A 26,307-nucleotide genomic window follows, 5' to 3' on the forward strand; every position below is an offset into this window, starting at 1 on the left:
CTCAAGGAACAATGGTCGAGGAGAGCGACGGCGCTGGTCAGTTCACCTCAGTTGTTTTGAGGCCGAAGGTGATTCTGGCTCCGGGGTCTGCAATCGCAAAGGCTCAGACTCTGCACAAAATAGCCCATGAGAAATGCTTTATTGCTCGCTCGGTAAACTTTCCAGTCAGCCACGCACCCGAAATATCAATAATCCCACACGCCTAATTTGCTAGAGACGGTGTTCGTGTAGTCGGGCACCCCCTCATAGGTAGCGTATCTGCCCAGATGACATTGCCAAACGCTTACACATTTCTTTCGTCAGATTCAGTCCAACAGCGAGGCTTTCTTGAGCAGATCAGATAGCCCCTCAGGGACTAATTGGGAGGTGGCAGTGAAACTGGAGCTGTTATGCCACGTGGCTCTGAACGATGCACCGTCACTCTCACAGCCGTCTAGCCAAGGTTTCTCATAGACCGTTACGTCGTCAAATCTTGCATCGTAGATCTGGACTATCTCGTGTCCAGTCTTACCCTCGTAGATGAAAATACTTTCCAAGGTGCCAATCAATCGGACGTGGCTGATCGAAAGACCCAGCTCCTCCTGCACCTCTCGGGCGATGGCATCGATACTCCTTTCACCAAACTCAATACCTCCACCAACAGGTCGAAAAAGAGTCTGCCCTCCAGCAGCGTCATGGAACTGGTTGACCAATATTTTTCCGTGATGATGAAAGATGCAAAGAGCGAGTGGGCGAATGCGTGGCTCTGACACGAGTGAAACTCCCTTTAGATTGTCGAGCAGTCGGGACTGCCTCCCGGCCTAGGGCTAAGTAGCTATCAGATGGCGGAGCATAATACCCCATCTGTGAGCGTGAGATTTTACGTTGTCCAGGTTGTTTCCTCGGCTAACGCTTAAGAGCTTTTGGGTGCAAACACAAGTACGGCGGGCTTCACCGCATGTTGGAGCGGGAGCCTAAGTCGCACCGTATTTAAAGATCACCCGTTGATATCAAACCGGAATTCTCCGGGCATCGATTTTCGTCGCTCTCGTCGAACCTCGTCTCCCGTTGCCTTTCATGCTTGAGATTTGCCAGTACGTCGAAGAAGCAACGCTCACACAAATGCAGTTCGTAGCGCTCACCGTCGTAACTCGACCCGTAGCCCCAGTAGGCTCCGAATTCGCCGTACTCCAGTCCACGTCCTCCATTGGGGTGCTGCAGCAGATATCGCACATCACGTCGCTGACAACCTCTACCTCCTTTACACCTAAAATCTTCATCACTGATCTCCAATGGAAGCATCAGGTGACCAGTCCAAATGCTGCTCGCAGCGCACGCTCACCCAGCCTTCGCCCACCAGGCTGCCAGGCCGGCCGCACACGTCACACATAGTCAGCGACACCTCTGTTGCAAGGGCAATAGCCCCTTTGCAGAACGCGTCACCGCCGTTGACATAAACACGCAGCCCTCCCCACTTTTCTTTTATTTGGACAATCACCAGCTGGCGTGCATCAGGATGATCATCGACATAGTTTTGCAGCGTTCGACAAAGGGCGTTCAACAGCCCCGCCCATCCTGGATAGCATCGAATTTCCCGAAGATGTGGGCTCGCAAAAAGCTCAGGATAGCTTTGCCGCAACACTGGTAAGAGCTCGTCTTTCATATTTCACCTTTTCGATTAGGTGGTAATCCCGAACGGACTGATGAACGTGCGAATTGCCTCACTGGGTCGCCGTGGCTGATGGCATTTGCTTTCAAAAAAGCTGGGGACTTTCTTATTAGCTTTCAGTGAATACGGCGCCAGCTGAAGCATCGACAGGGTTCATCGGCCAATGGACAATACCGCCTTGGCAGAGCCTTTTATTCGCATTCCTTCGCCCAAAAGCACGTAAATTGTATTGACGCTTTCAAACAAAAAGCCCTTTGTCAGTGATCGCTGGAACGTGGGGCGCACCCAGTCGCCCGGCTGCCTTTTTCTAGCGCTATGCAAAACCACATCGCTCGCATAAACCGCAAAGGGTGAAAGCCCTTCGCTGGCCAAGGCCGCTTTGTATGCATCAACGACTTGTACTTCGATGAGCCGCCAATTTCTCACCAGGCAGAATCCTGGTGATTATGGAGCGTGCCTAGGAGACCATTCAGCAGATCCGACCACCCTTCATGGCATTGGATTTCTCGCACCTCTGAGTTGGTAAACGGTCGGGGACAGCTCTCGCGCAGATGCGGAAAAATGTCTTTGTGCATTTACCACCCGTCCGACCGGCTATTAGTCCAAAATTCAGGAAATGCCATCTGGTGAACTGTAGGTCTTCGATCAGTGAATGCGATCAAACCTGTCTAGCTCACAATTCTGGTGGTACCAGTGCGCGACCACAAAAACATCGCCTGACTGTGTAACCACAATTTCATATCCGTTACGTTGAAAGCGATGAGATATACGCGCGGTGCGCGAGGGTAATCCCTCGGGAAACCTTCCTCTGGGATCGCAGAACATAAGGCCGGTCATTCTTCGTTCTCGCACCATTGCGCACACCAAAAAACCTAAGACGTCGATGCCGGCAAGGGCATCTTGTGCATCAGTCACGACCTTCGGCAGCCGATGGAGGCGAACGTCGCCCAGCCGCGCTCCGAATGTTTTTATCCGGTACGATCCTTTTGTGCTGTCGCTCATGCCTCGACCTCGACCATGGAATTACCCTAGGGCGGCCACGGCTTCTAGGCTCGCGCGTGTGCGAAAGCCACGGCCTGCTAACACATAAACCGTATTGCGCGTTTCGAAATAGCAGCCTTCAAAACGAGTCTGGTAAGTGCTTCGAACCCAGCTCCCTGGCGGAAACCGCCTTTGGCTGTCTAGCTGGATGTCCACTGAATAAATGATGGTGGGAGCCATACCCAATTCTTTGGTCTTCGCAAGATCTTCCGGGGAAAGTTGGACGTCGATAATCATCCATTGCCGCACAATACAAAACGCCCTGCTCGGATAGTCTCTTTCAACTTGCGCCATCAGATCCTTGTCGTCTTGTTGTGCCCCCTGAACGACCACTGCAGGCCCATGTAAGAGATTAGAAACCTGTTCTAGCACCGCGTCAGTCATTCTATTTTTCACGCACGAAGTCATCTTTCAAACTCTCTTCAAGAATCGATACCATTTCGCTGAACCGCAGGTTACGCACCTCCCCTGCTTCAACAGCTTGTCTACTCGCGGCTACATAACGGCTGATGCAGGGACGCCCGAGCTGCACCCAAAAGCGATAAGATAGGTAGCCTTCGCAACTTCCCTGCAGACGCATGTGATCTAGCGCTGCTTTCAAGAACTCAGGTTCGTCAGGATCGATTTGGCGAGGTGAAATAGAGACTCCCACACCGTCGACCCGCAAACCTTTCAGGGCACAAATGCGTCGAGAAATTTCGAGATCCTCTGCAGAAAGGTGAGCACCCCGTGCGCCGAAAAGAAACCGTACAATCGCATCAATCAGGATTTTCATTTCAGTGCCAGGTACGATTCATATACAGATTTCCCTCGTTCGTTTGCGAGGGGTGCCAACTCACAATCACGTAACAGCTGCCGCTAAAAGTGCTCAGTACGCCATATCCCTTTTGGAAGGAAATACCACGGATAAGTGAGGTGTGAATGCTTGTGCCATCCTCAAATCGGCCTCTCCTATCGGCGTACACAATTCCCGCAAAAACCGGAGTGGACTCAATGACACACACGAGGTAGCCAGTAACGGCGAGGCCGAAGTCGATTGCCATTGCTGCTTTCACTTCCCGAGGCACTACCGACATATCTTCCCGCCTTGTTTTTTTCACCTGCGTATTAGCCTTCACTCCTCGTGCATATTGCTGCGGCACGGAGACTCAAGTTGATCGATCAGCCCAACTCGACGAAAAAGTTGGGGTTGAAGCCAGTGTCTTCGTTTGGATAACCCCTCGGATTCGATACAACCCGACACCTTCCGACCATAAGATCGGCACAAAAGTGGGTATGGCCATAAACCCAGAGATCTACATTTTCCATGAGGTGCCGCCAGTCGTTGGTGTAGGCAGCGTCTATATGTGCGGGGTAGGGGTCGATCTCGGGTTCAGGGAGCGGAGCGTGATGCGTTACAACAACCGTGCGCCCCAGAAAGGGCTTTTCGAGCTCCTGCGCTAACCATTGATGAGTCGCTTTTGATCGTTCGATCACATCGGATGGCCGGAGGTGTCTAAAGCTGTCTCCAATTCGAATCATTTTGAAATCGTTCATAACCCCCCACGCAGTTGAAGATGCTGCCATCACGTCGCCGGTTAAGGAAAAATCTGTCCACGCCGTAGCCACCAAAAAGCGTGTTTGCCTGCAAATGAAAACTTCATTTTCCAAGACGTGGACGTGCTGAGCGGCAGCCTCTTTCATCTTTCTCAGCGTGTGGTCGAGGTGTCCACCGTAAAACTCATGGTTGCCCAAGGCGTAGATTGTGGGCGTTGAAAATACGGTGTTCGCCCAAGCTATACCTCGCGCCTTCGTATGGATATCGCCTGCGAGGATGATTACGTCCGCCCCGACGTCAATAGGATCTAACGCCTCAAATTCGAGATGAAGGTCTGAATAGATCTGGATTTTCATACAGCTCGCATAGTCGATTACAAAGGTTATTGAAATGTTCCAATTGAATTTTCAGCCTACCGGCCGCCCCTGAGCTGCAAGGCCGGGAAGTAGTTCGATTTATCTATATATTGATAAGCTAATAGGACTCACAACGGTGACAGAACGATGGCGAGCCTTCAGTGCATCAGGGCAACCATTCGCACCTGCCCTGCCCATCCTAGCGTCGGCAACCGGCACCAATCATTCGATTCGACTGACTATAAGCATTTGTGTCGAATAACACAAATCCGGCATATCGTCCCTTTTATCGGGAACGACTAAGATGTCGCTTCGTAGCGCGTTCGCATCTACCTTGCAGGCCCTGAGAGCCCACCGAGGCTTGACGCAGAAAAACATCGCAAACACTACTGACCCGTCACATGTCAGCAGGTTGGAGGCAGGGACAAGATCCGTATCGCTAGAGGTGAGCGAGGAACTGGCGCACGCAATCGGAATTCAACCGGTCTCGCTTATCACGCTGGTCTACGCGTCGAAAGATGGAATGACGGCACGTGAAATGCTTCACAAGGTGCAGGGTGATTTGGACGCTCTGGGACTCTTGGACACGCCAATATCTGCCGATCCGGTAAAGGTTGTGCATCCTCGGGTTGCAGAAGCAGCTGAGCTCAAGCGCAAAATCTTGGAGCTAATGGCAGAAGGACAATCACAGGCGCAAGTAGCCAGGCTTCTGAAGGTTTCGCCGTCGACAGTCACCAAACATTTGAAAAAATAGATAGGCGAATTAGGGAAGTGGGTTGAGCCCTAGCTTAGGGCTCAGGAAAGTCAGAAACCGCGCGCTGCCAGTTGACCGCTAAGGTATTCTTCGCTCAGCAAACGAGGCAGTGAAAATCTGAATTTATAGATGTAGTAAATTAAGCCGATTGGCACGGCAAAACCGAAAAATCCCCCCATTATCAAGGCCACCGCGCTCAGTGGAATGAAGCCGAGAAGCAGCAACAGCGAATACCGCTTCATAATTCGGTTCCATACGACAAATCCATCTTTCTCGTAAATTTTCTGACCGTCAACCGTTTTCACGGCAAATAAAATTCGCCCGACTTTCCCTAGCTCAAGCGTATAAAAATCGCCGACCAATCCAGGGCGCATGTAGGACTCCACAAGATGTCCTACCCCTACCCGCCTCACCACCTGCTGAGTGCCATCGGCTAGCTTGATCCGCAAATAGGTGTATTCGGATCCCTCAGCCATGTCTTTCGACGGCCCGATAACCTCGATCTCGCCGCTGAACATCTTCACTTCCGACATCGACCGCATCCTTTGCATTAGGCATTTTTAGGCGTCAAAACGCCATCACGCTAGAAATACTAAGGAAGTCTTAGTATGCGGTCAACGCGAATCTAAGAATCTCTTAGCCTTTGGGCTGCGAGAAATGAGCATTTTTGCCACACGTTTATTGCAAGCCAGAAAGGCTGCGGGGCTATCCCAGGAACGATTGGGAATTCTCGCCGGGATAGAGGAGGCCTCCGCCTCAGCCCGCATGAATCAATATGAGAATGGTCGACATGAGCCAGGGGAAGCGACGGTTATAGCGATAGCCAAGGTCTGCGGGCTGCCGGCGGCTTATTTCTATTGCGAGCAGGATGATGAGGCTGAGCTGCTCGGGTTATTTCATAAATTGAAGAAGGGGCAGCGGAAGGAGATTTTGTTGGCTACCAAGGTGCTTGCCAGCCTGTGACTCGGTGGCGGCATGATGCTCCGGATTTCTGATATTGCGCAGCGGTACCCGACTACGCAAGCCGGCCGTCCTATGACCCGAACACTCGCTTCGTCCGAGAAAACTGAATGCACTGTTGATTCATCCAGTAGTAGCGACTAGGCTGCAAGGAGTACAAACGTTCTCCTCCTTGGTTTTTCTAAAATGAATGATGACCTCATTGATGACACCGGCTTTGACATGGGCTTGCCCTCTCCTCTGGAAATGACGCGTCAGGAATGCCTGCTTTTGCATAGCGAACTGCGTGATGTCTGGGCAGAGCTTCGTCGGTCGCGAAGGAACGTCGCAAGGCTGGTGCAAATGAATTCGCTGTTAGCGGATGATTTCGGGAAGCTTAGGGTCGAGCACAGCAAAGTGGTATGGGAGCTGTCAGATATTTATATCAAGGCAAGCCAGGATGCAGCCAAACGGTGTAACGCCTACGCAGGGGCTTATGGTCGATCTTTAACGCCAAAATGAGAACGCATGGCGGTTATTGGCGCTGATGCCTTGCTCGCTTCTTGAGAGCGTTGCCGTCTCTGGGCCTTCCTTCTTTGCTTTCAAATCCTGCTAGAAGCGCGCTCGGTATCGTCCGACGCTGAAATGGTCATCCATTGGGGCAACATTCCAACGGTCGAAATACGGGGAGAGCTCTTAGGTGAACTAGGTGCTGCGTTTGCCTGCAGGGACTTATTTTGCCTATCGCGCACAGTCCCGTACACGTACTCTGATTCAGTCAGACAAACATGGTCGAATCCTTGGTCGCAAAGGTACGTACCTGTCCGGATACCGTTTGGCGTTAAAAGGACGCAACGCTTCAAGCGTAATGTCATCGGATGGACTCCAAATCCGACATCGCTTAACCTCTAATTCGCCATGCTGGGTTCAACAAGGAGTAGCGCATGTCCGTATTTATGGTCACATGGAATCTCAACAAAGAACGAGCCAGTTACGATCAAGCTCGTCGAACGCTCATCAAACACCTAGAGCGCTATCCGAATGTTAGCGATTCTGGACTGGAGTCTGTCCGGTGGATCAGTAGCACTGCCGCGGCAAGCGAAATCTACGACGATCTTCGGCCAAAGCTTGACGATAATGATCGGATTTTCGTTACTAAAGTCGTGAATGGCGACCATCAGGGATGGCTTGGCGTTGAGGTGTGTGACTGGATTACGGCGAGACTCTGAAGTGGTTCAAAGCGCGCCTGACGCTCCGCCCCGGACTGGTAGATTGACAACGCGCTGCCAGCCTAGCGTGACTTAACGCCCAAGCATTCTGCCAAAGGTCATGTCTTGGATTACCTCGCCTCCTCCGTCGAAAGCGAGACGTCGAATCGACTCGGTCAGGCCGCCACACCTGATCCGGCATCGTAACCCAACGAATACGAGGCGCTCCCTAACCAGTTCCGGGGTATTTCTGGCAACAACCTCCATTGCTGGATCGATCACTTCCGGGCAGTCTATCCGGCAGCGTCTTTCCCACATACATCATGCCACACCGACGCGTTAGATCCCCGGCCTCGTAGGCTCGGCTTGGTTGCAGCAGTAAAGATTTAATATCCCGTCAAATTCAATCAAGGATGATCCATGGCCACTCATACCTCCATCAACGCTCAGAAGCATCTTGCAGTTCTGATTGACGCCGACAATGCCCCGGCCGCAATCGTCGAAGGACTGTTTGAAGAAATTGCGAAATATGGCGTTGCCAGCGTTAAGCGTATCTACGGCGACTGGACTGGCCCACAACTGGGCAGTTGGAAAAAAGTACTGCTCGATCATTCGATCCAACCCATTCAGCAGTTCGCTTACACCAAAGGCAAAAACGCTACTGATAGCTCATTGATCATCGACGCGATGGATCTGCTGTACACCAGACGCTTCGATGGATTTTGCCTGGTATCCAGTGACAGCGATTTCACTCGACTGGCATCTCGACTGCGTGAAGAAGGGTTGACGGTCTATGGCTTCGGAGAGGAAAAAACACCGAGGCCATTCGTCTCGGCGTGTGACAAATTCATCTACATCGAGCTCCTGCGCGACGATGGCGTGCCAGCAAGCAACGGAGACTCCCTGCCGGGCTCAACGATCATTCCAGATTCAGCGAAAACTACTCCCACTGCTGAGCCTGCCAAGAGGCCAAAGGTTCCGGTGGGCTTTATCGCCAAAATCATGGACGACATCGCAGATGAAGATGGTTGGGCTCCACTGGGTGCATTGGGCGCAAACATCACCAAACTCAGACCTGAGTTTGATCCTCGTACCCACGGTTTTAAAAAACTCAGTGACTTGATCCGTGGGTGTCCCCAGGCGTTTGAGCTCCAAGGCCGGGGCGCGTCAGGTGGCGCGGCTGTGATGTATGCCCGACACAAGCAACCAAGTAAATAAGTGACCGGGAGTAGTGTGTGACTGTTAGGCAGCCAGGCTTGGCGTGAGATCTCTGCAGGCAACATGACTGTTGAAGTCGATGGGTGGGTGCTGGTTCTGTTTAATAGCTGCGACACATTGGATTACTGCGATTCCTGTTATTCCCCGGATGGCGGGGCTGGCTCATATGCCGAATGGCGGCGCTACGGTACCGATCCACTAGAGCTTTTGAGTATGTGGGAACACGCGCAGGTCGAAAGGCTACTTAGCGATCTTTGAATCCTGCTCTCGTCCACCACCCTGGCAAAGCTGGGAAGGCGTTTTACTAGGTTTTTGCATATACTGGGACGCAGCTCGTCGGGCACTAAAGTCGACGTCCAAATGGCGCGCGTTTATCTGCTCAACCCGTGTTGCCCGCCCAAGGACGGACTATGCACCACCAAGAGCATCATGCTGGTTGGGAGCAAGGAAAACTATGAAAGTTAAAGAACTGATCGCGCAGCTTCAGAAGCTTGACCCAAATCTCAGCATATTGGCCAGCTCCGAGGATTCAGAAATCGTTGAAGAGCGGCAACTGATCAGGATGTTCGAAATAGGAAGCTCCGATGCAGTGGAGGTCGAGCGCTTTCGTGATCACGAACATATCCACCCATGAAAAGGTCTTCTTCAGCAGCGGTGCTGCTGCGAGGAGTCCTTGCCCTAGTGCACGAACTATGATGCCCCAGGGCCTGTGGACGAAGACTTAACAAAATTAAACCAGCATCATCCGTTCGAACGATACCCGCGACCAGCCCACACCCGAGTCTGCGTGCAGCACAGCTGCATTCTAGACCACCAACAAGAGGCACCGTTTGGGGAGTCGTCACTCGATGGACACCTCCGGTCTCAAGCATCACGCCTCTCCATCGACCACTGAAACGCTGAACTCAATTTCTCAGAAAGCAACCGGGCACTTGGCCATCAAAACCAGTATTCTCTCACCTATCGGCCACGTCGTAGGGCCTGGGAAGGTGCAAAGGACTGATGAACATCTTAAATTTCCAAAGCGAAAACCCGTCTGAACGTGATGCCTTCAAGGGCGAGAGCCACGATAGAGTCGCACAAGCCATCCATGACTACATTAGTAGCGGAAAAAATCACCGTGTTATTGGCCTTGATGGTGAGTTTGGCTCCGGAAAAAGCTCCATACTCCAGATGCTCGAACGAAAGATCAAGGACAAAGGCTCGAAGTCCGTGCTGTGGATATTTGATTGCGAGCAAAATTACCAAGGCTCTATAAAGAGCAATTTTATCGAGTTATTTACCGATCAGATCACTTCTCTTCTCACAAAGACTGGAGACAAAGCTGCGATCCCAAAGGCCCTCAAAACCCGAGACATTGCCCTAGGTCGACACTTCAGCTATACGAAGGATACGAGAAGTCACATAAGCGTCTGGGCTGTATTACTTATCGCAAGTGGCGTGCTCAGCCCTACCTTTATACGGGATTACCTGCCTCAGCTTCGGGGAAGCTTGGAATTGCCGTGGTGGCAACATCTATTCTATCTAGGTACAAGTCTTGCACCACTAATCATTCTAACGCTTGCTTACTTCTTCAATGGGAAGGAGCAAGTTGGTAAGAAACGGTGGAATATCAGTAGCCTCCTGAAGGGCAGTTCGGATGATCAGATTACTGAAACGATCGAGATCAGCAAAGAAGTCAGCCCTTTAGACTTGAAGAGGGCACTGAGGAACCACCTTCACGCTGTTAAAGATCACCACTTCATCATTGTCATCGACAACCTCGACCGGTTACCTCGGGACGTCTTACGTTCGGTCTGGAGTGACCTTGAAATTTTCACTTCAGTAACGGGAACCGAGAACTTAAGCGTAATTGTTCCTTTCTGCTCAACGAAAGTTTCGCAGTATCTTAACGGAGACTCTGAGCAAAGCTACGACTCAAGGGACTTCATCGCAAAGAAATTCCCCGTGGTATTTCGTACACCACCCATCATCACCTCTGGGTGGAAAGACGCATTCAGGGCACTTTGGGCCGAAACCTTCGGCCTTGGGAGTCAGAACGACGCAGATACCTGCAGCGTTATTCTGCAACGCCACAGCCCCATGACAGCAGGGTTGGTTACCCCTCGACTACAAAAAAGATTTATCAATGACATCGCGACGACCATGTTAGTCACAGCTGGACGACCGAGCGTGGTCTGCATTGCAGCTTACATCGCAATCTGCAAATACAATAATATCTCTATTGAATCTCTGCTAAAAGAACCGATTGCGCCTTCAGCCGAAGATACCGCTTCTAGTGGCAATCCTGATGAGAAAGAACAGAATGAAAAGAACAGCGCCAATTTAGCCAGGACAAAACGTACCCTTCAAACATTGTTGGGAGAGGACATGGATCAGGGCTGGCCCATTCAAGTACTTCAGATACACTTCCAAACATCCCCAGATATCGCCATCGCAGAGCTGATAGATCAACCCTTGGCTACTGCCATTGAATCCCAAGACGGAAAAAAACTAGCTTCACTAGCAGGGTATTTTGGATTCACCGATTCGTTTCTGAGAGAGCTCGAAGGAGAAGTATCACCTAACAATCTTTTCCTAACACTTCACGCGGCTACAACCTCAGAAGATTGCGACATTGCTACATTAATACCTCATATAAATAAGAAATTTACAGAGAATCCGTTACTGACAGGTCACGTTCCAGAGACCGGTTTTTTTGAAGCGGCAAAAGAGCTGATTAGTCTAGGCCTGAGTAAAACCATATTCGATGGAGAGCTGAAAGCTGCGCGAGACGCATTTTTGCAGATGAATAGGCAAGCATATGAGCCAGACGCCACGGATGCTTATCAAAAAACTGTGAACATGTATGACAGCTATCTACACGCATTGGATGAGCCGTTCCCAGAAATCGCGATGGATAGCTCAGAAATTCTCTTTCATACGTTAGTTCCGGATCCTGATCTCCTCGTAATCGACGTGAACCGCATCACGCTTAGTCAGAAAGGACGCATAGACGCCGTGAGACAGATTGTCTCGAATAATACGGTTGCATTCGACATGACCCCGCTACCGCAAGATGAGTGGCTGCACTGCCTCTACCAGTACTTCGGAAGTATTAGAATGTCTAACGCGAAGCGTGACTATCATCTGGGCGATGAGCAAGCGACGGAAATCATAACTGCGATAAACGCTGATCCTACAGAAGAGAGATCTTGGCTAGGCCTGGCATTTTTTGAAAAATACGCAAGCACCGTGCCCGCGCTTATCAAAAGTTATCTACCCGCTACCAAGTCGAACCGCATAAAAATTGCGATGGCAGTCGTATATATGCGGCAAGAAATGGGTACAGAGCTCGCCGAAATCCCAGAAATCGAAGCTGCGTTTAGTCAAGAGCCAGAGCTCCTAAATTCTTTAGCTGGGGCCTTGCTTACTAGCGGTAATCTTTTCTCTCTGGCTCTCCAATCTGAGTCAAAAGCGATAGTGATTCCGCTCCTTATCCATGTAATTAAAGAGCGCCATGTAGCCACGATATTTGTATCTAACGTATTTCGGCAATACACGGAGCTGCGCGAAACATTGGAGGAAGCAGGCCTAGCGGAAAGCGAATTTCTGGCATGGATCCTTTCATTCACTCAGATCGCTGAACATCTACCGACACTAGACAAGATAGACCCAGACTTCTTAGACGTGATTTTGACCGGATCGGACGACAGACTACTACCGCTCAGAGCTCGCATCCTGAATAGAGACTTTGGCTCTGAGGTTGATGCAAGCGGCTGGCTCGCTATATTTAACAGCCAGAACCCTAGGGTAGCCAATGCACTGGATCGCATGGTCGAAGGAAAGCTGGATTTCAAAGGCGAAAAAAATGCTCACCCTGCATTTTCTACATATATATCAGGCTTGACAAAACAATCACCATTTGCACCTCCACCCGCGCCGGTATTGGGTAACATTAAGAACGTGCTAGAGCTTTTCGACAAGGACACGCTGTTTGTCATCGGAACTGAGCTCCGGGCCTGCGTTTATGATGCTACAGCTACTGTTGAGTCGTCCATATTCATTCTGTCTGAACTCAACTTCCTCCTTCCAAGTATCACCCCTCGAAAGGCAATTGAAGAAGACCGCTTACTTCAAATACTTTTGTTCATCCATCGCAACCCAGAGTCTACATCCCGAGTTTCAGACTTCTTGGATAGTCGGTGGGAGCAGCTTGCGGACTGGTCGACTTCCAAGGATCACAAGGATACTTACGCCTCCTATGTGACAAAGCTCAAAGATAAGTTACCCAACGTTCATGCAGATCTTTCGAACAAAACAGGCTTCAAGGCCCGGATGAAAAAATTCGCAAAAGCCTTGATGGCCCGGCCAACTGATACCGAGGATTGAAGCTAGCCCCAGAAAATGATCTAAGGCATCAACCGCCATTGATCACTTCAAATTTTTCGGCGTCCGGGGTATGGCTTAGATTGGGTGGATCAGCAAGATCGAGCCAGAAGCACTCCCAGTCAGAAGAAATACTGAAGCTTTCCCATCAGGAGCAGGAGCAGGAGCAGGAGCAGGAGCAGGAGCAGGAGCAGGAGCAGGAGCAGGAGCAGGAGCAGGAGCACCAAAGCCTTGTGGGCTTTGGAATCAAAAGCAATGCAAGGGCAAGGTCAAAGGCAAGGTCAAGAGCATCAAAGCCTTGTGGGCTTTGACACTAAAAGCATTGTGTCTAGAAAACGTTGGCCCGCGATGCCTGTTCACCCAGGGGCCAGGTTTTCTTGCCAATCAGGTTGAACAGCGGTTGCACGGTCTTGATTGCCGCGCCGGGGCCGGCAGCCAGGATGTTCAGCGCCCCAGCGGAAGCTACGTCCGGACGCCCCATTACCGGGGCCGCGATGTAGGCAACGCCACGTTCAGCGTGCAGGGCCGCCAGTTCCTCGGCAAAGGCGACAGCAATAGTCGCCATGTTGATGTGAATCAGTGGCGCCTTGAGTGTGTCGAGCAGGCCGGATTCGAGCAGCACTTCACGCAGCGCATGGTCGTCGGCGAGCATGCTGAACACCACGTCATTGCCAAAAGCCTGGGCCGGATCGGCGGCGGCCTTGGCACCCAACGCCACCATCGCCTGCACCGGCTCGGGCGAGCGATTCCAGACCCAGACTTCATGGCCGCCTTTCAATAGATTGGTCGCCATGGCCTGCCCCATGTTGCCGAGTCCTACGAAACCGATTTTCATGAATCTGTTCTCTCAAGGTCAAATCAAGTGCCCTAGAGTGCGCTTTTGCCGGGCTGAAAAAAATAGGTGTTGGTCCGGCGGGGGGTGAACATCGGGCCACTCAAACCGTGGGGGCGAATTTATTCGCGAAGAGGCAGGGACAGGTTCCGATTATCTCGCTGACTGAACCGACGTCTTCCCGGATAAATCCGGTCCCACAGATTGAAGCCCGGCAATGCATCCAGTCAGTTAGTCAGTGTTAGCTGCGACTTCAGCCACCCCAGAAACTCACTGACAGGCGATTGCCGTTCGCGTCCGGGAGCGCAGACGGCCATGTAGCTCGGGCCTGGCAAGCTGATGTCAGGGCGATAAGGCACCAGCAATCCCTTGGCCAGACTGTCCATCACCAACACATTGCTGGCCAATACCAGGCCATGACCGGCGATGGCGGCATTCAGGGCGAAGTGCTCATCGTCATACTCGCGCATCACAGCTTGAGGCAGCCAGTCGGTATGGCCAGCCGCCGCACACCAGGTCGACCAATCCACCTTGAAACCGCCGGGTATCTGCCAGCGCAGGTTGATCAGTTCAACCCGCGTCTGCTGCGCTGGGTCGGTGAAGCCAGGCGCAACGTAAGCGCCGAAACGTTCATCCATCAACGGCTGGCTGATCAATCCCGGATCATCGCGTGACGAAGTACGAATCGCCAGGTCGATACTCGAATCACGCAGCAGATCCACCAGGTCGTTACTGGTTTCAACCCGCACATTGATGTGCGGCCAGGCGCGATAGAAATCGCCAAGTCTGGGGATCAACCATGCCGAGGCCAGTGCGGGCGTGGTCGAGAGCACCAGGGTGTGCAGGTCCGGTTGCGGACGAAACCCTGCCAGGCTATCGCGGATGTCCAGCAGCGCCCGGTGGGCGTCACGATACAGGCGCTCGCCTTCGGGGGTCAGTTGCACGCCTTTGCCGGTGCGTTCGAACAGCAACGCGCCAACCCAGGCTTCCAGCGCCTTGACCTGATAAGACACCGCCGCCGGCGTGACGAAAAGCTCGTCGGCCGCCGCCTTGAAACTTCCTGATCGCGCAGCCGCCTCAAACGTGCGAAATGCGGTAAGCGGTATTTTCGAAAACAAGGGCGGCCCCGTGGTGGACGTCAATTGAATTGATCGGACCTTAATTTATCTCATTTTCCCCAGGTTCGGCCCGACGTCAGGATGGGTTGTCGATATGAACCCGGAGAACACCATGCAAGGCCCTACCCGCAAGATTGTGCAGGCAACGCTTTACGAACTGATCGCCATCGGCGTGCTTTCCCCTGCGTTGTCATGGCTGTATGACGAAAGCCTGGCTTATTCCGGCGCGTTGTCGGTGATGTTGTCGGCTTCGGCGTTGCTGTGGAACATGCTCTTCAACTACGGCTTTGAATACTGGGAAGCGCGGCAGGCCCAGCGCAGCAGAACCTGGCAACGGCGCTTGCTGCATTCGCTGGGATTCGAAGGCGGCCTGACGTTGCTCCTGTTGCCGTTGATTGCCTGGTGGCTGGGGATTTCCTGGTGGCAGGCGCTGGCGACTGATCTGGCGTTATTTGTATTTTTCTTCTTTTACGCCCTGGTGTTTCAGTGGGCATTTGATCGATTGTTCGATGTTCCCGAGTCGGCGAAACAACCCCTGCCAACTGAATGTTCAGTGTAAATGCAGAATTAAGGGTGAATTAAGTCTGGGTGGTTAATCTGGCCCCAACCAGACAGCTGAACATTCCAGCTGCTGATGAATCTACTGCATCAGATAAAACCAGAAGGAAGACTCGATGAAAACTTTACCTGCGCTGTTTGCCGCCCTTGCCCTTACCGCCGCTGCGGGTGTTGCCCAAGCCGATATCGGCCCTGATGAAGTGGTACGCCTGCATAAAGCCGGTACTGTCATGGACTTCGAAAAGCTGAACAAACTTGCATTGGACAAGCACCCGGGCTTTACCATTCACGATACCGAGCTGGAAAACCATGCCGGGCGTTATGTTTACCAGGTTGAACTGCGCGATGCGAAAAACGTGGAATGGGATGTAGACCTGGACGCCAAGACCGGTGAAGTGTTGAAGGACATGCAAGATAAGTAATGCAGGAATGCATTACGCAGGACCGGCTTTAGCCGGGAGGACGCCAGTGCATACGCAGTCAATGCGTTTTTGGAACTCTGGCCCTCCCGGCTGAAGCCGTTCTTACAGATCCTGCAATTGGCTTTATTTCAACCCAACCCTCAATAACTGTCCGTTGTCATCATCGGTCAGCACATAAAGATAGCCGTCCGGCCCTTGGCGTACATCCCGAATACGCTGTTTCAAATCCCCCAGCAGTCGTTCTTCATGGACGATCTTGTCGCCGTCAAATTGCAACCGAATCAATTCTTCCGACGCCAGTGCGCCAATGAACAGGTTGTGGTCCCAGGCTTTGAATCGCGACGCGTCATAGAAAGTCATACCGCTGATGGCCGGGGATTTTTCCCAGACATGGAACGGCCGGATCGTACCTTCGACCACTTTGCCTTTTGCCTCGGGAATAGGCTCGCCGGAGTAATTGATCCCGTCAGTTGCCAACGGCCAGCCATAATTGCCGCCGCGTTCGACAATGTTCACCTCGTCCCCACCGCGCGGCCCGTGTTCGTTGGTCCACAGTGTGCCAGTCCACGGATTGAGCGTCGCGCCCTGTTGGTTGCGATGCCCGTAGGACCAAATCTCGGGACGCACATTTTTCTGGCCGACAAAGGGATTATCTGGCGGCACCTTACCGTCAGGGAAGAGGCGCACGACTTTGCCCTGCAGCTTGTCGAGGTCCTGCGAGGTCGGGCGATCATTATTTTCGCCCAGGGCGATGAACAGGTATCCATCCCGATCAAAGACCATTCTCGAACCGAAGTGATTGCCCACGGACAACTTCGGTTGCTGGCGGAAGATCACCGTGAAGTTTTCCAGTTTGCTCATGTCGGCGGAAAGACGACCGCGTCCGGCGGCCGTGCCAGCTTTACCGTCCTTGCCCACTTCGGAGTACGTCAGGTAAACCAGACGGTCGTTGGCGAAGTCCGGGGACAGCACCACGTCGAGAAGCCCGCCCTGCCCGTTCGCCCAAACCTGCGGCACGCCGGAAATCGGTGGCGACAGCTTGCCATCCGCCGCCACTACCCGCAGATTGCCGGGGCGTTCGGTCACCAGCATGCCTTGTTTATCCGGTAGAAACGCCAGCGCCCATGGGTGCGCCAGGCCTTTGGTGACTTGCTCGACAGTGACACTGCCCTGCTCGCTTTTGAATTCCTGGATATCCGCAGCGTAGGTCGTCAGCGGTACAGCCAATAGTGCGGTGGTACATAGCGTTGCAATCAAGGTTTTGCGAAACATGAACAATTCCTTACGCAGAGTGATCAGTCGTTAGTGTTGCGCTGGCGTTGAGTGTCGTTGGTCGAAGGTCGGGCAGGCTGTTGCCGGGTCGGATAGCCGTTGCCGATGCCGCCATTTTCCAGGGTCGGCGGACGAGGATTGGGCACGGTATTGGGCCCCCGCAGCGGCGGAATACCCGATTCGGTGCCCTGACGGCTATTCGGATTTGCCCGATGGATGGGGCTGTTATGAGGATTGCTGTTGTTCAGCGTGCTGTTGGGCAAGGTCTGCGCCTGGGAAACACTGGCAAGGCCGGCCAGCATCAGGCCGCCGAGCAAGGGAACTGCAACGCTACGCAAGAAAATGTTCATCAGTTACCTTCTGTGCAGAAACGGTAAGGACTCAGGCCTTTGATGGCGGTTGCCGACCTAGGTTCGGCGCTGGGCCCTTGATGAGCAACGATTGCGGCATCAGGTTTGTAACAAGGATGGTCAGAACGCGGTTTTACGCCGGTCTCAGTGTGGGACCGGATTCATCCGGGAAGAGGCCGGCGCATCCGTCCAAATTTCCGATACCGAGACGATGCCTTCGCGGGCAAGCCTCGCTCCAACAAGGCATCAGCGACATGACCGAAGTTACCCAGGCCGCACCGGCCTTGAAGGAAATCTTCAACCGGGCACGCCTTCAACACATCGCCGAACAGACCGCTGCGGTCTACCCGGCATTCGATATTCCGGGGTTTCTCGCCCATGTCAGCGAGGACCTGGACAATCTGTCGCTCATGCAGCGCCTGAACCGCGTCAGTCGTGGCCTGCATGCGTGTCTGCCGGACGATTACGTCGCGACGCTGGACATCCTTTACAAGCTTGCCCCACGCCTGAACAGCGGTTTTGTCACTCTGGTTCTGCCTGAATACGTGGCGTTGTATGGTCAGCATGATTTCGAGCGATCCATGCAGGCGCTGAAATACTTCACCCCGTTCGGCTCGTCGGAATTTGCCGTGCGGCACTTTTTGCGTCTGGATTTCGAGCGAGCGCTGCAACTGATGCAAGAGTGGGCGCAGGACGACAACGAGCACGTCAGGCGCCTGGCCAGCGAAGGCAGTCGGCCGCGACTGCCTTGGTCGTTTCGCATCGAAACGCTGATGCGCGATCCGTCGCCGGTATTGCCGATTCTTGATGCACTCAAGGCTGACGACAGCCTGTATGTGCGCAAATCGGTGGCCAATCACTTCAATGACATCACCAAGGACAACCCTGACTGGGTGCTGGAGCAGATTGAAGGCTGGTCGATGGACAATCCTCATACAGCGTGGATCGCCCGGCATGCCTTGCGTTCGCTGATCAAGAAAGGCGACCGCCGCGCCCTGACCATCATGGGTGCTGGCAACGCGGCCCAGGTGCGCATTGAACAGCTGAGCGTCAGCCCCGAACAGGTGCGTCTGGGTGATCGAATCAACCTGTCATTCCGGCTGACTTCCACCGCTGGACACAGCCAGCGCCTGATCATCGATTACGCCCTGCATTACGTGAAAAAAGCTGGCGGCACCTCGGCCAAGGTGTTCAAGCTCAAGACGTTGAATCTGGCGCCTGGCGAGTCCCTGATAGTCAGCCGCGAGCAGCAGATCCGCAACTTCACGACCCGCGCGCATTATGCCGGCAAGCATGAGCTGGATATCCTGATCAATGGCGAGCGTCTGGGCCGAAGCTTTTTCGATCTCACGGATTGACGTCCGCTCGGAGCGCTGCACAAATCTTCCAGACTTTTCTCCCGAGCCAGTTGAAACTGTAGCAGCGATAAAATTTAAAATGCATTCATACGAATGCTTTAAAGATGCCACGCATGCCTTTTTGGAGTGAAAATTCATGCGCACTGCCAACTGGATCGACCTCAGGCAGGACAATGAGTCCGGCATCGAGACGATTCGTGCGCACTTTGAAGGCCACGCTTACGACCCGCATTGGCACGACAGCTATCTGGTGGGGGTAACGGAGCAAGGTGTTCAGCAATTCAATTGCCGCCGCCAGCGGCACATGAGTACGCCAGGCCGGGTATTTCTGCTGGAACCGGGGGAGATTCACGACGGCGACGCACCCGCGCCAGAAGGCTTCACTTATCAAACGCTGTATCTGGACCCTAAATGGCTGGATCGCGAAGTGCGCTCGTTGTTCGAGCACGCGCCGGGTGATTGCCAGCTGAGTTTCGCCGCGACCCTGGCCGACGATCCGCGCCTGGCGCGCGCCACCGCCAACGCCTTTCGCACCCTGCACAATCAGGAAATGCGCATCGTGCGCCAGACCGCTCTGGACGACCTGCTGGGCACTCTCACCAGTCACTTGCACTGGCGAACGCTGATTACCCCGGACCCACGCCTGCCGCTGGTGGCGCACAAGGCCCGGGATTTCCTGCACAGTCACATGGCTCAGGATATCGGCCTGGACGATCTGGCGCGGGCAACCGGCGTGGACCGTTTTCGCCTGACCCGCGCCTTCAAGGCGGCGTTCGGCTTAGCTCCCCATGCCTATTTGATCCAGCTGAGGCTGGCCAAGGCGCGGCGTCTGCTGGCCAGCGGCGAATCTGCGGCTCAGGTCGCGGCGGCGCTGGGTTTCGCCGATCAGAGCCATCTGGGCCGCTGGTTCCAGCGCGCCTATCGGATGACGCCGGCGGACTACCGCAAGCGTTGCTCAAATCTTCCAGACTGAGGCACTGCCGAGCCGGATGATCGACTGACGATCAATCATTCGAGTGTGTCATGGACCAGTTACTGCCCTTCCTGCTGTTCGCGTTCGTTGCTTCGATCACCCCCGGCCCGACCAACATTCTGGTGCTGACCAACAGTTCGCGCCATGGCTTGAGCGCCACCGCGCCCATCGTGCTGGGCGCCTGCGCTGGCGCGGCCGGGCTGGTGCTGCTGGTGGGCACCGGTGTGGGGGATTTTCTCGCCCGCCATCTTGTTGTGCAAACCGCCATGTCGTGGATCGGCATCGCCTGGCTGAGCTGGATGGCCTGGCAGCTGTTCAGCGCCCCGGCGCAGGTGATCGATCCCGCCACGCCAACCGCTCAAGGTCCGCGCCTGGGCTTGTTCGGCGCGGCGAGTCTGCAGTTGGTCAATCCCAAGACCTGGATGATGGCGCTGGCGGTGGTCAGCGTCTTCGCTGGCAACGAAGCCGACCGCAGTCTGAAAGTGGTCTATTTATCCCTGGCGTTTTTCCTGGTGGCGATCCCGTGCATGACCGCGTGGGCGTGGCTCGGGGTCAGCGCCGCGAAGTTTTGCCGATCGTCACGAAGCATGCAGCGCTTCAACCGCAGCATGGCCGTGTTGCTGCTGATTTCAGCGTGGCTGACGTTGGTGGTTTGAGTACGGGCCGCTGCTGTATTCCGGGCCGGATGCTGACAGCCAGGCATTGGACAGGTTAAAAAGCCTTCTGGACCCTCCGTAGCCCGAGCCCGCCTGGACGCCCCATGACCCGTTTTTACGATGCACGTGCAAACATTTACGCAGTCTGCTCGCCCGATGCCTTGCGTGACTTGGGCATCGCTGTTCCGCACACGGCTGCGCAAGCGAGTGCTGGCCGTGCAACCTGGGCGAAAGCCGCCATACGTGCGCTGTGCGACTGGCCGCCGGGCACACGTCCGGCCGATGCCAAGGCGCATCGCTCCGACGGCCTGTTGATCGGCCCCTTTCAGCAGCACGCGCCTTTCGACGTGCTGATCGTCAACACCGACGGCACCTTGGCCGAACGCAGCGGCAACGGGCTGACGATTTTTGCCCAGGCGCTGACCGAAACGAGTCATGTCGGTGCTCAGGGACGTTTCGAGCTGAGGGTGCATCACGACAAAGGCGGTTCAGCCTCGCCCGTTTCGACCTGGATAGAACCAGCGCTCATGGATGGCCAGACGGGTTTCTGGCTGGATCTGGGCAAACCGGCGTTTGGCCCGGCTGCGGTCGGCGCGCAGGAGAGCGGTCTGGGCGAGGTTTGGCTCAATGGCCGCGCGCTCAGCCGGGTCACCGCGCTGTCTCACATCGAACCGAATTGGGATCACAGCGTTTTCGTGAGGGTCGGCAATCCGCATTGCGTCACGCTGGTCACGGACCAGAGGCAGTTGCCCGCGTTCGAAGCGCTGCATGAGCCGGCGCTGAACGGCGCGTTGACCCGCATTGCCTTTGCCGAAGGTGATCTGGGCGCTGGCGATCCGTGCCCTGCCGGCGTGAACCTGCAATGGGCGTATGTCGCCTCGCCAGGCCGCATCGTCGCCCGGGTCTTCGAACGTGGAGAAGGTCCGACTGCGTCGTCGGGAACCAGCGCCAGCGCGGTCGCCTGCGCAGCCTGGTACGCCGGACGGGTCAGCGCCGGACTGATCGAAATCGAGATGCCCGGCGGCACGGCTCCAGTGCGTCTGGTCGAGAGTGGCGGGGAGTTGCAGGAGGTTGCGTTGTTTGGGGTGGCGCGGCGCACCTGAGACTGTGGGGGATTCTATGTTTGAGGGCAACCCACAGACGCCGCAGATGTGGTGTCTGCACCGACGCCTTCCCGGATAAATCCGGTCCCACGGGATGACCGCATTTCACCTGTGGGAGCGAGGCTTGCCCGCGAACATAGAATCTCCAACGATCCTGGGTGAACCGTGTTACTCCCCAATATCCTCATTCCACAATTCAGGTTTGCTGGCGATGAAGCCTTTCATCATCTGCACGCAGGCCGGGTTGTGGATGACGTCCACTTCTACGCCGCGCGAGCGCAGCAATTCTTCCTCGCCCATGAACGTCTCGTTCTCGCCGACGATGACTTTGCGAATGCCGTAAAGCAGGATCGCGCCGCTGCACATCGCGCAAGGTGACAAGGTGGTGTAGAGCACCGCATCGCGATAAGTCCGCGCGGGCAGGCGGCCGGCGTTTTCCAGGGCGTCCATTTCTCCGTGCTTGATCGCACTGCCCTCTTGGACCCGGCGATTGTGGCCGCGGCCGATGATCTTGCCGTCATGGACAATGACCGAACCGATGGGAATGCCGCCCTCGGCCAGGCCGAGTTGCGCTTCGTCGATTGCCGCCTGCATGAATGGGTCCATGGTCTTACCTCATCGCAAATAATGAAAAATCAGTGTTCAAGGGTCTGCTGGGCGTTATCGAGTGCGCGGGAGACAAAGGTCTTGAGCAGTTCTGCCGAACGCGCCTTCATGTCCATGCCGACGTCGTTCTGTTTGGCCCGCAGCTTGTTGGCCAACATTTGCGCGCCATCACCGGAGTTCAGGCCACGCAGCTCTTCGGCAGTAAAAAACTGTGCATAAGCATCCGCCAGGTTGCGATCCCATTGTGCTTGAAATTCGGGTTGCAGACGTTCCAGCTCGCTTTTGACCAGCGTCTGCGCCTGGGTTTTGCCAATGGCCTCGACAATGCTGGCGAACGTTGCCGTGCGCGAAGCCACCTGATAACCCAGCCAACCCAGACTGTCGCCCAGATGTCGATCCTGAACGAAGGCCTGCGCGCTGTCGTCGACCTCAGAGGCGTACGCTTCGCGCGATGCATCCGCAAGCACAAACGCCAGCAGCGCGAACAGCATGTTCAAGGCAGCGAGCGAGCTGCGAAACGTCATGAAGCCTCCCGGTGATAAAACCCTTGCACGCTGTGAACTTAGCAGTCCAAGCGGTCTTTAACAGCCCGGCGGTCGTAACCGAACCGTTTCGTGACGCTAACAGGAACGCCCGTCCAGCCATTGCTTGCGCGTCATGCGGTAAATTCGGACGCCTAATCGATGGTACTGGCTATAAACGAAGTCACTGAAGCCGACTTTATGAATGACTCTTACCGAGGCGACATTGGCAGGCTGGACGATGGCAATGATCGAATCCAGCTTCAGGTTTTCGAACCCATATGCCAGGGTCGCCATCGCAACCTCGGTGCCCAGCCCGCGCCCCCAGAACGCTGGGGCAAGGCGATAACCAATTTCCACTTCGTCGGCGCGATCCACTTCTTCGCGGTTGAGGGCGCAAAAGCCTGCCAGCAGACCGCTGGCGACCTCGATCACTGCCCAAGGCCCAAAGCCATCCGCCACATAGCAACGATTCGACCACTCCACAAACTCGGCCGTGGCCTTCTCGTTCAGCGGCCCGCGCACTGAAAAGCGCATGACCTCAGGATCGCCAAGAATCACCGCCAGGGCGGGAACATCGGCGAGACTCAGCTCGCGCAGCGTCAATCGCTCGGTGTGCAGAATGACGCGCGGTTCGCTCATGAGTGTCACTTACCCTCGACGGTCAAAGACTGCTGCTGACCTTGGCGGCAACATCGGCCGGAACCCAGGCCTTCCAGACTTCCGGATGGTCCTTGAGGAACGCCTGGGCGACGGCTTTTGGCTCAAGGCGTTTTTCGCTCATCTGGCCCAGCGTCTGGTTAAGCAGGTCGATGGGCAGATCAACGTTCTCGAAGAACGCCACCAGCTCCGGGTACTGTTTGTGGAACTCGGCTGACACGCCGATGCTCAGGTGCGGCTCCAGCGAACGGGTGCCTTTGGGATTGGGATTGCTGGCGTCGGCCAGGGTTTTCCAGGCTTGGGCGTCAAACGGCGGCTCGTCGAGCTTGATCAGTTTGAAGCGACCCAGCAGTGGCGTCGGCGACCAGTAATAGAACAACACCGGCTTGCCACGATGGATCGACGAACTGATCTCGGCGTCCAGTGCCGCGCCGGAGCCGGTGCGGAAATTGACGAACGTGTCGTTCAGGCCGTAGGCCTTGAGCTTCTGGGTGTTGACGATCTCGGAGGTCCAGCCGGTAGGACTGTTGAGAAAACGGCCTTTATCCGGCTGCTCGGGGTCCTTGAACACGTCTTTGTAACGCGGCAGGTCAGCCACCGACTTGAGGTCCGGCGCCAGTGGTTTGATACCCTTGGCGGGATCACCCTTGATCACGAATTCTGGCACCCACCAACCCTCGGTAGCGCCCTTGACGATATTGCCCAGGCCGAACACCTTGCCTTCGGACTCAGCCTTGACCCATGCCGGACTGCGCCCGGCCCATTCCTCGCCGACGACCTGAACGTCATTTTTGGCCAGTGCGGCCTCCAGACTCACGGTGCTGCCCGGCAGCGTATCAGTGGGATAGCCGTAGCCTTTTTCCACGATAGTGCGCAGCACCTGGGTAATCAGGCTGCCGCTTTCCCAGGTCAGGTCACCGAAATGGATCGTTGCGGTTTTGTCTGCGGCTGAAGCGGGTTGAGCGAGCAGGCCCAGCGCCAATAGCGAGCAGCCCAGCAGGTTTCTAATGGATGTCATGATCACCTCTAGGTGGCGGGTTATGGGATGCCGTGATCAGCTCGCCCGGAAGTCAGTTAGGTTGTGTTGGTAAAAGGTATCGACAGCGCCGATTACAGATTAGTTGTGCGACAACACGATCAAGGGCGCAGCCATGGCAAACCCGACTTACGGGCTTGTAGCTCATAGTCGAGCAAAACCTGGTAATCCGTAGCGCTGGCCGCCCGCACCTCACGAATCGCCAACACTTGGGCAACGGCGGGCAAATCCAGCAGCGCCTGATTCATCGCGGCGCGAATCTGCTCCGCCTGCACAGCAGTCACATCCAAGGCGGTGATGTAAGGCAGGCACGGGCTGACAGCGCTGCGCGCCAGAATCCTCAAGCCGGAGAGCTCTTCGCTGGCGTCGCGGGCCAGATAATCGTGGGTCACGCTGTCGATGGCGGCGATATCACCTCGCCCCTCTTTGAGCCAGCGCAGACTGTTGCGATGGCCGCCGGTAGCGGAAATACGGGCGAAGAAGCGGCCGTCTTGCTGCATGGGCGCGACTTTGTGGCGGAACAGATTCATGCCGGAGTTGGAATCTTCACTGTTGATCAGGCCGTGGCTGTCGCGAAACTCCACCAGCCGGGTGCGCGGATCGTTGGCCCGCACCATCAGCAGGCTGCAGTGGTTGCCATCGGCGCTGTGGGGCAATTCATAGACCGGCCGACCGATCAACCGCACCTTGTCGCGCAGCAGGGTCATCAACGGATAGCCGCAGGTCTGGGCCAGCAGCAGTTGCGGCGACAACCACAGCTGCGGCAATTCAAGCTCGTCTGGCAGGCGATCAGCTCTCAGCAACTGAGCGATGCGCGCCAGCCAGGTTTCACTGGCCTGCTGGACGCGAACGGGCGCGGTGTACATCGATAACTGCGCGAAACCCTGGATCATGCGCTGACTCGGCGAAGGCGTTAGCGGCCCACAATAAATCAAAAAAATGGAGCCTGCATAGGCTCCACTTTTTACAACTCTGATGGATCAGTGACCGAAAAGCCCGGTATCGGATTTCTTGGCTTTTTTGTCGGCGCGCTTTTCATCGAGGGTCTTGGTTGGTTTTTTCTTCGCGGCTTTCTTTGAATCCATGCCTTTGCTCATGATGCGTGCTCCAGATGAAGGATCTGACCTCAGTTATACACCTATGCCGGGCGCGCCGCGCCGTTTAAGCCGCTGTATCATGCGCCGCCAAGCCATCGTGCGATTACCTGTGGAGCCTACCCATCGCCATGTCCGATATTGAGTTTTCGATCCTGCAGCCGAACTGCCTGCCACTGCTGGACAAGTTCTATCGCGAACACCGCTCGAACATGCGCTCGTCCAGCGCGGCGCAGGCGTGGGTTGCCCGACAGCAGGAATTCATCGGCGCGCTGTCCCTGACGCCCGTTGCCGGGGGATATTGGCTGACCGGGCTTTTCGTCGCGCCGCAATGGCGCAGCCAGGGGATCGCCAGACAGTTGATGGCTCACGCGACAGCTTCGCTGGCCGAACCGGTCTGGCTGTTTTGCCATCCGGATTTGCAAGAGTTCTATGAGGCGTCGGGATTCACCCCGGCTGGCGCGCTGCCCCAGTCGCTGGGGGAGAAACTGATGCGTTATGGCCGGAACAAGACATTGGTGGCGTTGGTGCGGGCTAAAGATTGAACGCTCCCCAATTCTGTTGGAGATTCTATGTTCGTGAGCAACCCCCGACATGAAGTTTGGGGTGTACTCCGTTTGGTTTTTCATTAGGGCGAACATGACCCGCGCGAGCTTTCGGGCGAGGACTACCAGCGCTT

The 26,307-nt window shown here is 55.0% G+C and carries 33 protein-coding genes; 16 read left to right on the top strand and 17 right to left on the bottom strand.

Annotated elements, in window-relative coordinates; all coding sequences use genetic code 11:
* Window positions 1-206: OsmC family protein (locus ACP7E4_RS29170; RefSeq protein ID WP_426119548.1), on the top strand; the 206-nt coding region annotated here is incomplete at its 5' end.
* Between the two features lie 99 nt (window positions 207-305).
* On the opposite strand, the gene ACP7E4_RS29175 is transcribed toward ACP7E4_RS29170, so the two are convergent.
* The 7 genes from ACP7E4_RS29175 to ACP7E4_RS29205 form a co-directional block, all read right to left on the bottom strand.
* Entirely contained in the window at window positions 306-752 is a 447-nt protein-coding gene (locus ACP7E4_RS29175) for an NUDIX hydrolase (RefSeq protein ID WP_426119550.1), read from the bottom strand.
* A gap of 506 nt (window positions 753-1,258) precedes the next feature.
* Window positions 1,259-1,642 (bottom strand): hypothetical protein, encoded by a 384-nt coding sequence (locus ACP7E4_RS29180; protein ID WP_426119552.1) that lies wholly within the window; start codon window positions 1,640-1,642, stop codon window positions 1,259-1,261.
* Window positions 1,643-1,801: 159 nt separating this feature from the next.
* Window positions 1,802-2,074, bottom strand: a complete 273-nt coding sequence (locus tag ACP7E4_RS29185) for a DUF6957 family protein (protein ID WP_426119554.1) — start codon at window positions 2,072-2,074, stop codon at window positions 1,802-1,804.
* A 219-nt stretch (window positions 2,075-2,293) separates the two neighbouring features.
* Window positions 2,294-2,650 (bottom strand): hypothetical protein, encoded by a 357-nt coding sequence (locus ACP7E4_RS29190; protein WP_426119556.1) that lies wholly within the window; start codon window positions 2,648-2,650, stop codon window positions 2,294-2,296.
* 21 nt (window positions 2,651-2,671) lie between these two features.
* A complete protein-coding gene (locus tag ACP7E4_RS29195) occupies window positions 2,672-3,073 on the bottom strand; it encodes a DUF6957 family protein (RefSeq protein ID WP_426119558.1) in 402 nt (133 codons plus the stop codon).
* A gap of 1 nt (window position 3,074) precedes the next feature.
* Window positions 3,075-3,464 carry a hypothetical protein gene (locus ACP7E4_RS29200; RefSeq protein ID WP_426119560.1) on the bottom strand — a complete coding sequence of 130 codons (390 nt, stop codon included), beginning with the start codon at window positions 3,462-3,464 and terminating at the stop codon, window positions 3,075-3,077.
* Between the two features lie 386 nt (window positions 3,465-3,850).
* The gene (locus ACP7E4_RS29205) at window positions 3,851-4,582 is read right to left on the bottom strand and encodes a metallophosphoesterase (protein ID WP_426119561.1); all 732 of its coding nucleotides are present in this window, start codon (window positions 4,580-4,582) and stop codon (window positions 3,851-3,853) included.
* Between the two features lie 304 nt (window positions 4,583-4,886).
* Here ACP7E4_RS29205 and ACP7E4_RS29210 point away from each other — a divergent pair, with 304 nt between their 5' ends.
* On the top strand, window positions 4,887-5,336 hold the full coding sequence (locus ACP7E4_RS29210) for a helix-turn-helix domain-containing protein (RefSeq protein ID WP_426119563.1): 450 nt from the start codon (window positions 4,887-4,889) through the stop codon (window positions 5,334-5,336).
* A 50-nt stretch (window positions 5,337-5,386) separates the two neighbouring features.
* On the opposite strand, the gene ACP7E4_RS29215 is transcribed toward ACP7E4_RS29210, so the two are convergent.
* Complete coding sequence (locus ACP7E4_RS29215) at window positions 5,387-5,869, bottom strand: hypothetical protein (protein ID WP_426119565.1); 483 nt, start codon at window positions 5,867-5,869, stop codon at window positions 5,387-5,389.
* Window positions 5,870-5,993: 124 nt separating this feature from the next.
* Here ACP7E4_RS29215 and ACP7E4_RS29220 point away from each other — a divergent pair, with 124 nt between their 5' ends.
* The 7 genes from ACP7E4_RS29220 (at window position 5,994) to ACP7E4_RS29250 (ending at window position 13,072) form a co-directional block, all read left to right on the top strand.
* Complete coding sequence (locus ACP7E4_RS29220; RefSeq protein ID WP_426119567.1) at window positions 5,994-6,299, top strand: helix-turn-helix domain-containing protein; 306 nt, start codon at window positions 5,994-5,996, stop codon at window positions 6,297-6,299.
* A 183-nt stretch (window positions 6,300-6,482) separates the two neighbouring features.
* The gene (locus tag ACP7E4_RS29225; RefSeq protein ID WP_426119569.1) at window positions 6,483-6,797 is read left to right on the top strand and encodes a hypothetical protein; all 315 of its coding nucleotides are present in this window, start codon (window positions 6,483-6,485) and stop codon (window positions 6,795-6,797) included.
* A 422-nt stretch (window positions 6,798-7,219) separates the two neighbouring features.
* On the top strand, window positions 7,220-7,504 hold the full coding sequence (locus ACP7E4_RS29230; RefSeq protein ID WP_426119571.1) for a hypothetical protein: 285 nt from the start codon (window positions 7,220-7,222) through the stop codon (window positions 7,502-7,504).
* Window positions 7,505-7,903: 399 nt separating this feature from the next.
* On the top strand, window positions 7,904-8,701 hold the full coding sequence (locus ACP7E4_RS29235) for an NYN domain-containing protein (RefSeq protein WP_426119573.1): 798 nt from the start codon (window positions 7,904-7,906) through the stop codon (window positions 8,699-8,701).
* Between the two features lie 21 nt (window positions 8,702-8,722).
* Window positions 8,723-8,959 carry a DUF7693 family protein gene (locus ACP7E4_RS29240; RefSeq protein WP_426119611.1) on the top strand — a complete coding sequence of 79 codons (237 nt, stop codon included), beginning with the start codon at window positions 8,723-8,725 and terminating at the stop codon, window positions 8,957-8,959.
* Window positions 8,960-9,155: 196 nt separating this feature from the next.
* A complete protein-coding gene (locus tag ACP7E4_RS29245; RefSeq protein WP_426119575.1) occupies window positions 9,156-9,335 on the top strand; it encodes a hypothetical protein in 180 nt (59 codons plus the stop codon).
* Between the two features lie 368 nt (window positions 9,336-9,703).
* Window positions 9,704-13,072 (top strand): P-loop NTPase fold protein, encoded by a 3,369-nt coding sequence (locus ACP7E4_RS29250; RefSeq protein WP_426119577.1) that lies wholly within the window; start codon window positions 9,704-9,706, stop codon window positions 13,070-13,072.
* A 325-nt stretch (window positions 13,073-13,397) separates the two neighbouring features.
* Here ACP7E4_RS29250 and ACP7E4_RS29255 read toward each other — a convergent pair whose 3' ends face one another.
* Together ACP7E4_RS29255 and ACP7E4_RS29260 are read right to left on the bottom strand one after the other, a co-directional pair.
* The gene (locus ACP7E4_RS29255; protein WP_426119579.1) at window positions 13,398-13,904 is read right to left on the bottom strand and encodes an NAD(P)-dependent oxidoreductase; all 507 of its coding nucleotides are present in this window, start codon (window positions 13,902-13,904) and stop codon (window positions 13,398-13,400) included.
* A 224-nt stretch (window positions 13,905-14,128) separates the two neighbouring features.
* Window positions 14,129-15,019 (bottom strand): LysR substrate-binding domain-containing protein, encoded by an 891-nt coding sequence (locus ACP7E4_RS29260; RefSeq protein WP_426119581.1) that lies wholly within the window; start codon window positions 15,017-15,019, stop codon window positions 14,129-14,131.
* A 112-nt stretch (window positions 15,020-15,131) separates the two neighbouring features.
* Between ACP7E4_RS29260 and ACP7E4_RS29265 the strand changes: the two genes are divergently transcribed.
* Complete coding sequence (locus ACP7E4_RS29265; protein ID WP_426119583.1) at window positions 15,132-15,578, top strand: PACE efflux transporter; 447 nt, start codon at window positions 15,132-15,134, stop codon at window positions 15,576-15,578.
* A 115-nt stretch (window positions 15,579-15,693) separates the two neighbouring features.
* Complete coding sequence (locus ACP7E4_RS29270; protein WP_426119585.1) at window positions 15,694-15,999, top strand: PepSY domain-containing protein; 306 nt, start codon at window positions 15,694-15,696, stop codon at window positions 15,997-15,999.
* Between the two features lie 123 nt (window positions 16,000-16,122).
* Here the strand turns inward: ACP7E4_RS29270 and ACP7E4_RS29275 are convergent, their stop codons facing one another.
* Together ACP7E4_RS29275 and ACP7E4_RS29280 are read right to left on the bottom strand one after the other, a co-directional pair.
* Complete coding sequence (locus ACP7E4_RS29275) at window positions 16,123-17,271, bottom strand: PQQ-dependent sugar dehydrogenase (protein WP_426119587.1); 1,149 nt, start codon at window positions 17,269-17,271, stop codon at window positions 16,123-16,125.
* 23 nt (window positions 17,272-17,294) lie between these two features.
* The gene (locus ACP7E4_RS29280; RefSeq protein WP_426119589.1) at window positions 17,295-17,621 is read right to left on the bottom strand and encodes a hypothetical protein; all 327 of its coding nucleotides are present in this window, start codon (window positions 17,619-17,621) and stop codon (window positions 17,295-17,297) included.
* 254 nt (window positions 17,622-17,875) lie between these two features.
* On the opposite strand from ACP7E4_RS29280, the gene ACP7E4_RS29285 reads away from it, so the two are divergent.
* The 4 genes from ACP7E4_RS29285 to ACP7E4_RS29300 all read left to right on the top strand — a co-directional run bounded on the left by ACP7E4_RS29285 (window position 17,876) and on the right by ACP7E4_RS29300 (window position 21,711).
* Complete coding sequence (locus tag ACP7E4_RS29285) at window positions 17,876-18,979, top strand: DNA alkylation repair protein (RefSeq protein ID WP_426119591.1); 1,104 nt, start codon at window positions 17,876-17,878, stop codon at window positions 18,977-18,979.
* A 136-nt stretch (window positions 18,980-19,115) separates the two neighbouring features.
* Window positions 19,116-19,952: an AraC family ligand binding domain-containing protein gene (locus ACP7E4_RS29290; RefSeq protein ID WP_426119593.1), complete on the top strand. Its 837-nt coding sequence runs from the start codon at window positions 19,116-19,118 to the stop codon at window positions 19,950-19,952.
* Between the two features lie 50 nt (window positions 19,953-20,002).
* Window positions 20,003-20,608: a LysE family translocator gene (locus tag ACP7E4_RS29295; protein ID WP_426119595.1), complete on the top strand. Its 606-nt coding sequence runs from the start codon at window positions 20,003-20,005 to the stop codon at window positions 20,606-20,608.
* A gap of 104 nt (window positions 20,609-20,712) precedes the next feature.
* On the top strand, window positions 20,713-21,711 hold the full coding sequence (locus ACP7E4_RS29300; protein ID WP_426119597.1) for a diaminopimelate epimerase: 999 nt from the start codon (window positions 20,713-20,715) through the stop codon (window positions 21,709-21,711).
* 168 nt (window positions 21,712-21,879) lie between these two features.
* Here the strand turns inward: ACP7E4_RS29300 and ACP7E4_RS29305 are convergent, their stop codons facing one another.
* From ACP7E4_RS29305 to ACP7E4_RS29325, 5 genes are all read right to left on the bottom strand, one after another.
* A complete protein-coding gene (locus ACP7E4_RS29305) occupies window positions 21,880-22,317 on the bottom strand; it encodes a nucleoside deaminase (RefSeq protein ID WP_426119599.1) in 438 nt (145 codons plus the stop codon).
* Between the two features lie 29 nt (window positions 22,318-22,346).
* Entirely contained in the window at window positions 22,347-22,841 is a 495-nt protein-coding gene (locus tag ACP7E4_RS29310; RefSeq protein ID WP_426119601.1) for a hypothetical protein, read from the bottom strand.
* A gap of 96 nt (window positions 22,842-22,937) precedes the next feature.
* Window positions 22,938-23,480 carry a GNAT family N-acetyltransferase gene (locus ACP7E4_RS29315; RefSeq protein WP_426119603.1) on the bottom strand — a complete coding sequence of 181 codons (543 nt, stop codon included), beginning with the start codon at window positions 23,478-23,480 and terminating at the stop codon, window positions 22,938-22,940.
* Between the two features lie 22 nt (window positions 23,481-23,502).
* Window positions 23,503-24,516, bottom strand: a complete 1,014-nt coding sequence (locus ACP7E4_RS29320; RefSeq protein ID WP_426119605.1) for an ABC transporter substrate-binding protein — start codon at window positions 24,514-24,516, stop codon at window positions 23,503-23,505.
* 119 nt (window positions 24,517-24,635) lie between these two features.
* Window positions 24,636-25,427: a phosphate/phosphite/phosphonate ABC transporter substrate-binding protein gene (locus tag ACP7E4_RS29325; protein WP_426119607.1), complete on the bottom strand. Its 792-nt coding sequence runs from the start codon at window positions 25,425-25,427 to the stop codon at window positions 24,636-24,638.
* A 332-nt stretch (window positions 25,428-25,759) separates the two neighbouring features.
* Here ACP7E4_RS29325 and ACP7E4_RS29330 point away from each other — a divergent pair, with 332 nt between their 5' ends.
* On the top strand, window positions 25,760-26,173 hold the full coding sequence (locus ACP7E4_RS29330) for a GNAT family N-acetyltransferase (protein WP_426119609.1): 414 nt from the start codon (window positions 25,760-25,762) through the stop codon (window positions 26,171-26,173).
* Window positions 26,174-26,307 lie beyond the last annotated feature (134 nt).

The organism is Pseudomonas sp. DSP3-2-3 (assembly GCF_049898225.1).
Lineage (GTDB): Bacteria > Pseudomonadota > Gammaproteobacteria > Pseudomonadales > Pseudomonadaceae > Aquipseudomonas.

Excerpts from the sequence above, each read along its gene's own strand:
- ACP7E4_RS29255 (WP_426119579.1), bottom strand. The coding sequence starts at position 13,904 with ATGAAAATCGGTTTCGTAGGACTCGGCAACATGGGGCAGGCCATGGCG.
- ACP7E4_RS29280 (WP_426119589.1), bottom strand. The coding sequence starts at position 17,621 with ATGAACATTTTCTTGCGTAGCGTTGCAGTTCCCTTGCTCGGCGGCCTG.
- ACP7E4_RS29315 (WP_426119603.1), bottom strand. The coding sequence starts at position 23,480 with ATGAGCGAACCGCGCGTCATTCTGCACACCGAGCGATTGACGCTGCGC.
- ACP7E4_RS29215 (WP_426119565.1), bottom strand. The coding sequence starts at position 5,869 with ATGTCGGAAGTGAAGATGTTCAGCGGCGAGATCGAGGTTATCGGGCCG.
- ACP7E4_RS29275 (WP_426119587.1), bottom strand. The coding sequence starts at position 17,271 with ATGTTTCGCAAAACCTTGATTGCAACGCTATGTACCACCGCACTATTG.
- ACP7E4_RS29180 (WP_426119552.1), bottom strand. The coding sequence starts at position 1,642 with ATGAAAGACGAGCTCTTACCAGTGTTGCGGCAAAGCTATCCTGAGCTT.
- ACP7E4_RS29300 (WP_426119597.1), top strand. The coding sequence starts at position 20,713 with ATGACCCGTTTTTACGATGCACGTGCAAACATTTACGCAGTCTGCTCG.
- ACP7E4_RS29290 (WP_426119593.1), top strand. The coding sequence starts at position 19,116 with ATGCGCACTGCCAACTGGATCGACCTCAGGCAGGACAATGAGTCCGGC.
- ACP7E4_RS29245 (WP_426119575.1), top strand. The coding sequence starts at position 9,156 with ATGAAAGTTAAAGAACTGATCGCGCAGCTTCAGAAGCTTGACCCAAAT.
- ACP7E4_RS29230 (WP_426119571.1), top strand. The coding sequence starts at position 7,220 with ATGTCCGTATTTATGGTCACATGGAATCTCAACAAAGAACGAGCCAGT.
- ACP7E4_RS29270 (WP_426119585.1), top strand. The coding sequence starts at position 15,694 with ATGAAAACTTTACCTGCGCTGTTTGCCGCCCTTGCCCTTACCGCCGCT.
- ACP7E4_RS29235 (WP_426119573.1), top strand. The coding sequence starts at position 7,904 with ATGGCCACTCATACCTCCATCAACGCTCAGAAGCATCTTGCAGTTCTG.
- ACP7E4_RS29220 (WP_426119567.1), top strand. The coding sequence starts at position 5,994 with ATGAGCATTTTTGCCACACGTTTATTGCAAGCCAGAAAGGCTGCGGGG.
- ACP7E4_RS29190 (WP_426119556.1), bottom strand. The coding sequence starts at position 2,650 with ATGAGCGACAGCACAAAAGGATCGTACCGGATAAAAACATTCGGAGCG.
- ACP7E4_RS29195 (WP_426119558.1), bottom strand. The coding sequence starts at position 3,073 with ATGACTGACGCGGTGCTAGAACAGGTTTCTAATCTCTTACATGGGCCT.
- ACP7E4_RS29330 (WP_426119609.1), top strand. The coding sequence starts at position 25,760 with ATGTCCGATATTGAGTTTTCGATCCTGCAGCCGAACTGCCTGCCACTG.
- ACP7E4_RS29285 (WP_426119591.1), top strand. The coding sequence starts at position 17,876 with ATGACCGAAGTTACCCAGGCCGCACCGGCCTTGAAGGAAATCTTCAAC.
- ACP7E4_RS29265 (WP_426119583.1), top strand. The coding sequence starts at position 15,132 with ATGCAAGGCCCTACCCGCAAGATTGTGCAGGCAACGCTTTACGAACTG.
- ACP7E4_RS29320 (WP_426119605.1), bottom strand. The coding sequence starts at position 24,516 with ATGACATCCATTAGAAACCTGCTGGGCTGCTCGCTATTGGCGCTGGGC.
- ACP7E4_RS29305 (WP_426119599.1), bottom strand. The coding sequence starts at position 22,317 with ATGGACCCATTCATGCAGGCGGCAATCGACGAAGCGCAACTCGGCCTG.
- ACP7E4_RS29325 (WP_426119607.1), bottom strand. The coding sequence starts at position 25,427 with ATGATCCAGGGTTTCGCGCAGTTATCGATGTACACCGCGCCCGTTCGC.
- ACP7E4_RS29205 (WP_426119561.1), bottom strand. The coding sequence starts at position 4,582 with ATGAAAATCCAGATCTATTCAGACCTTCATCTCGAATTTGAGGCGTTA.
- ACP7E4_RS29210 (WP_426119563.1), top strand. The coding sequence starts at position 4,887 with ATGTCGCTTCGTAGCGCGTTCGCATCTACCTTGCAGGCCCTGAGAGCC.
- ACP7E4_RS29295 (WP_426119595.1), top strand. The coding sequence starts at position 20,003 with ATGGACCAGTTACTGCCCTTCCTGCTGTTCGCGTTCGTTGCTTCGATC.
- ACP7E4_RS29310 (WP_426119601.1), bottom strand. The coding sequence starts at position 22,841 with ATGACGTTTCGCAGCTCGCTCGCTGCCTTGAACATGCTGTTCGCGCTG.
- ACP7E4_RS29250 (WP_426119577.1), top strand. The coding sequence starts at position 9,704 with ATGAACATCTTAAATTTCCAAAGCGAAAACCCGTCTGAACGTGATGCC.
- ACP7E4_RS29200 (WP_426119560.1), bottom strand. The coding sequence starts at position 3,464 with ATGAAAATCCTGATTGATGCGATTGTACGGTTTCTTTTCGGCGCACGG.
- ACP7E4_RS29225 (WP_426119569.1), top strand. The coding sequence starts at position 6,483 with ATGAATGATGACCTCATTGATGACACCGGCTTTGACATGGGCTTGCCC.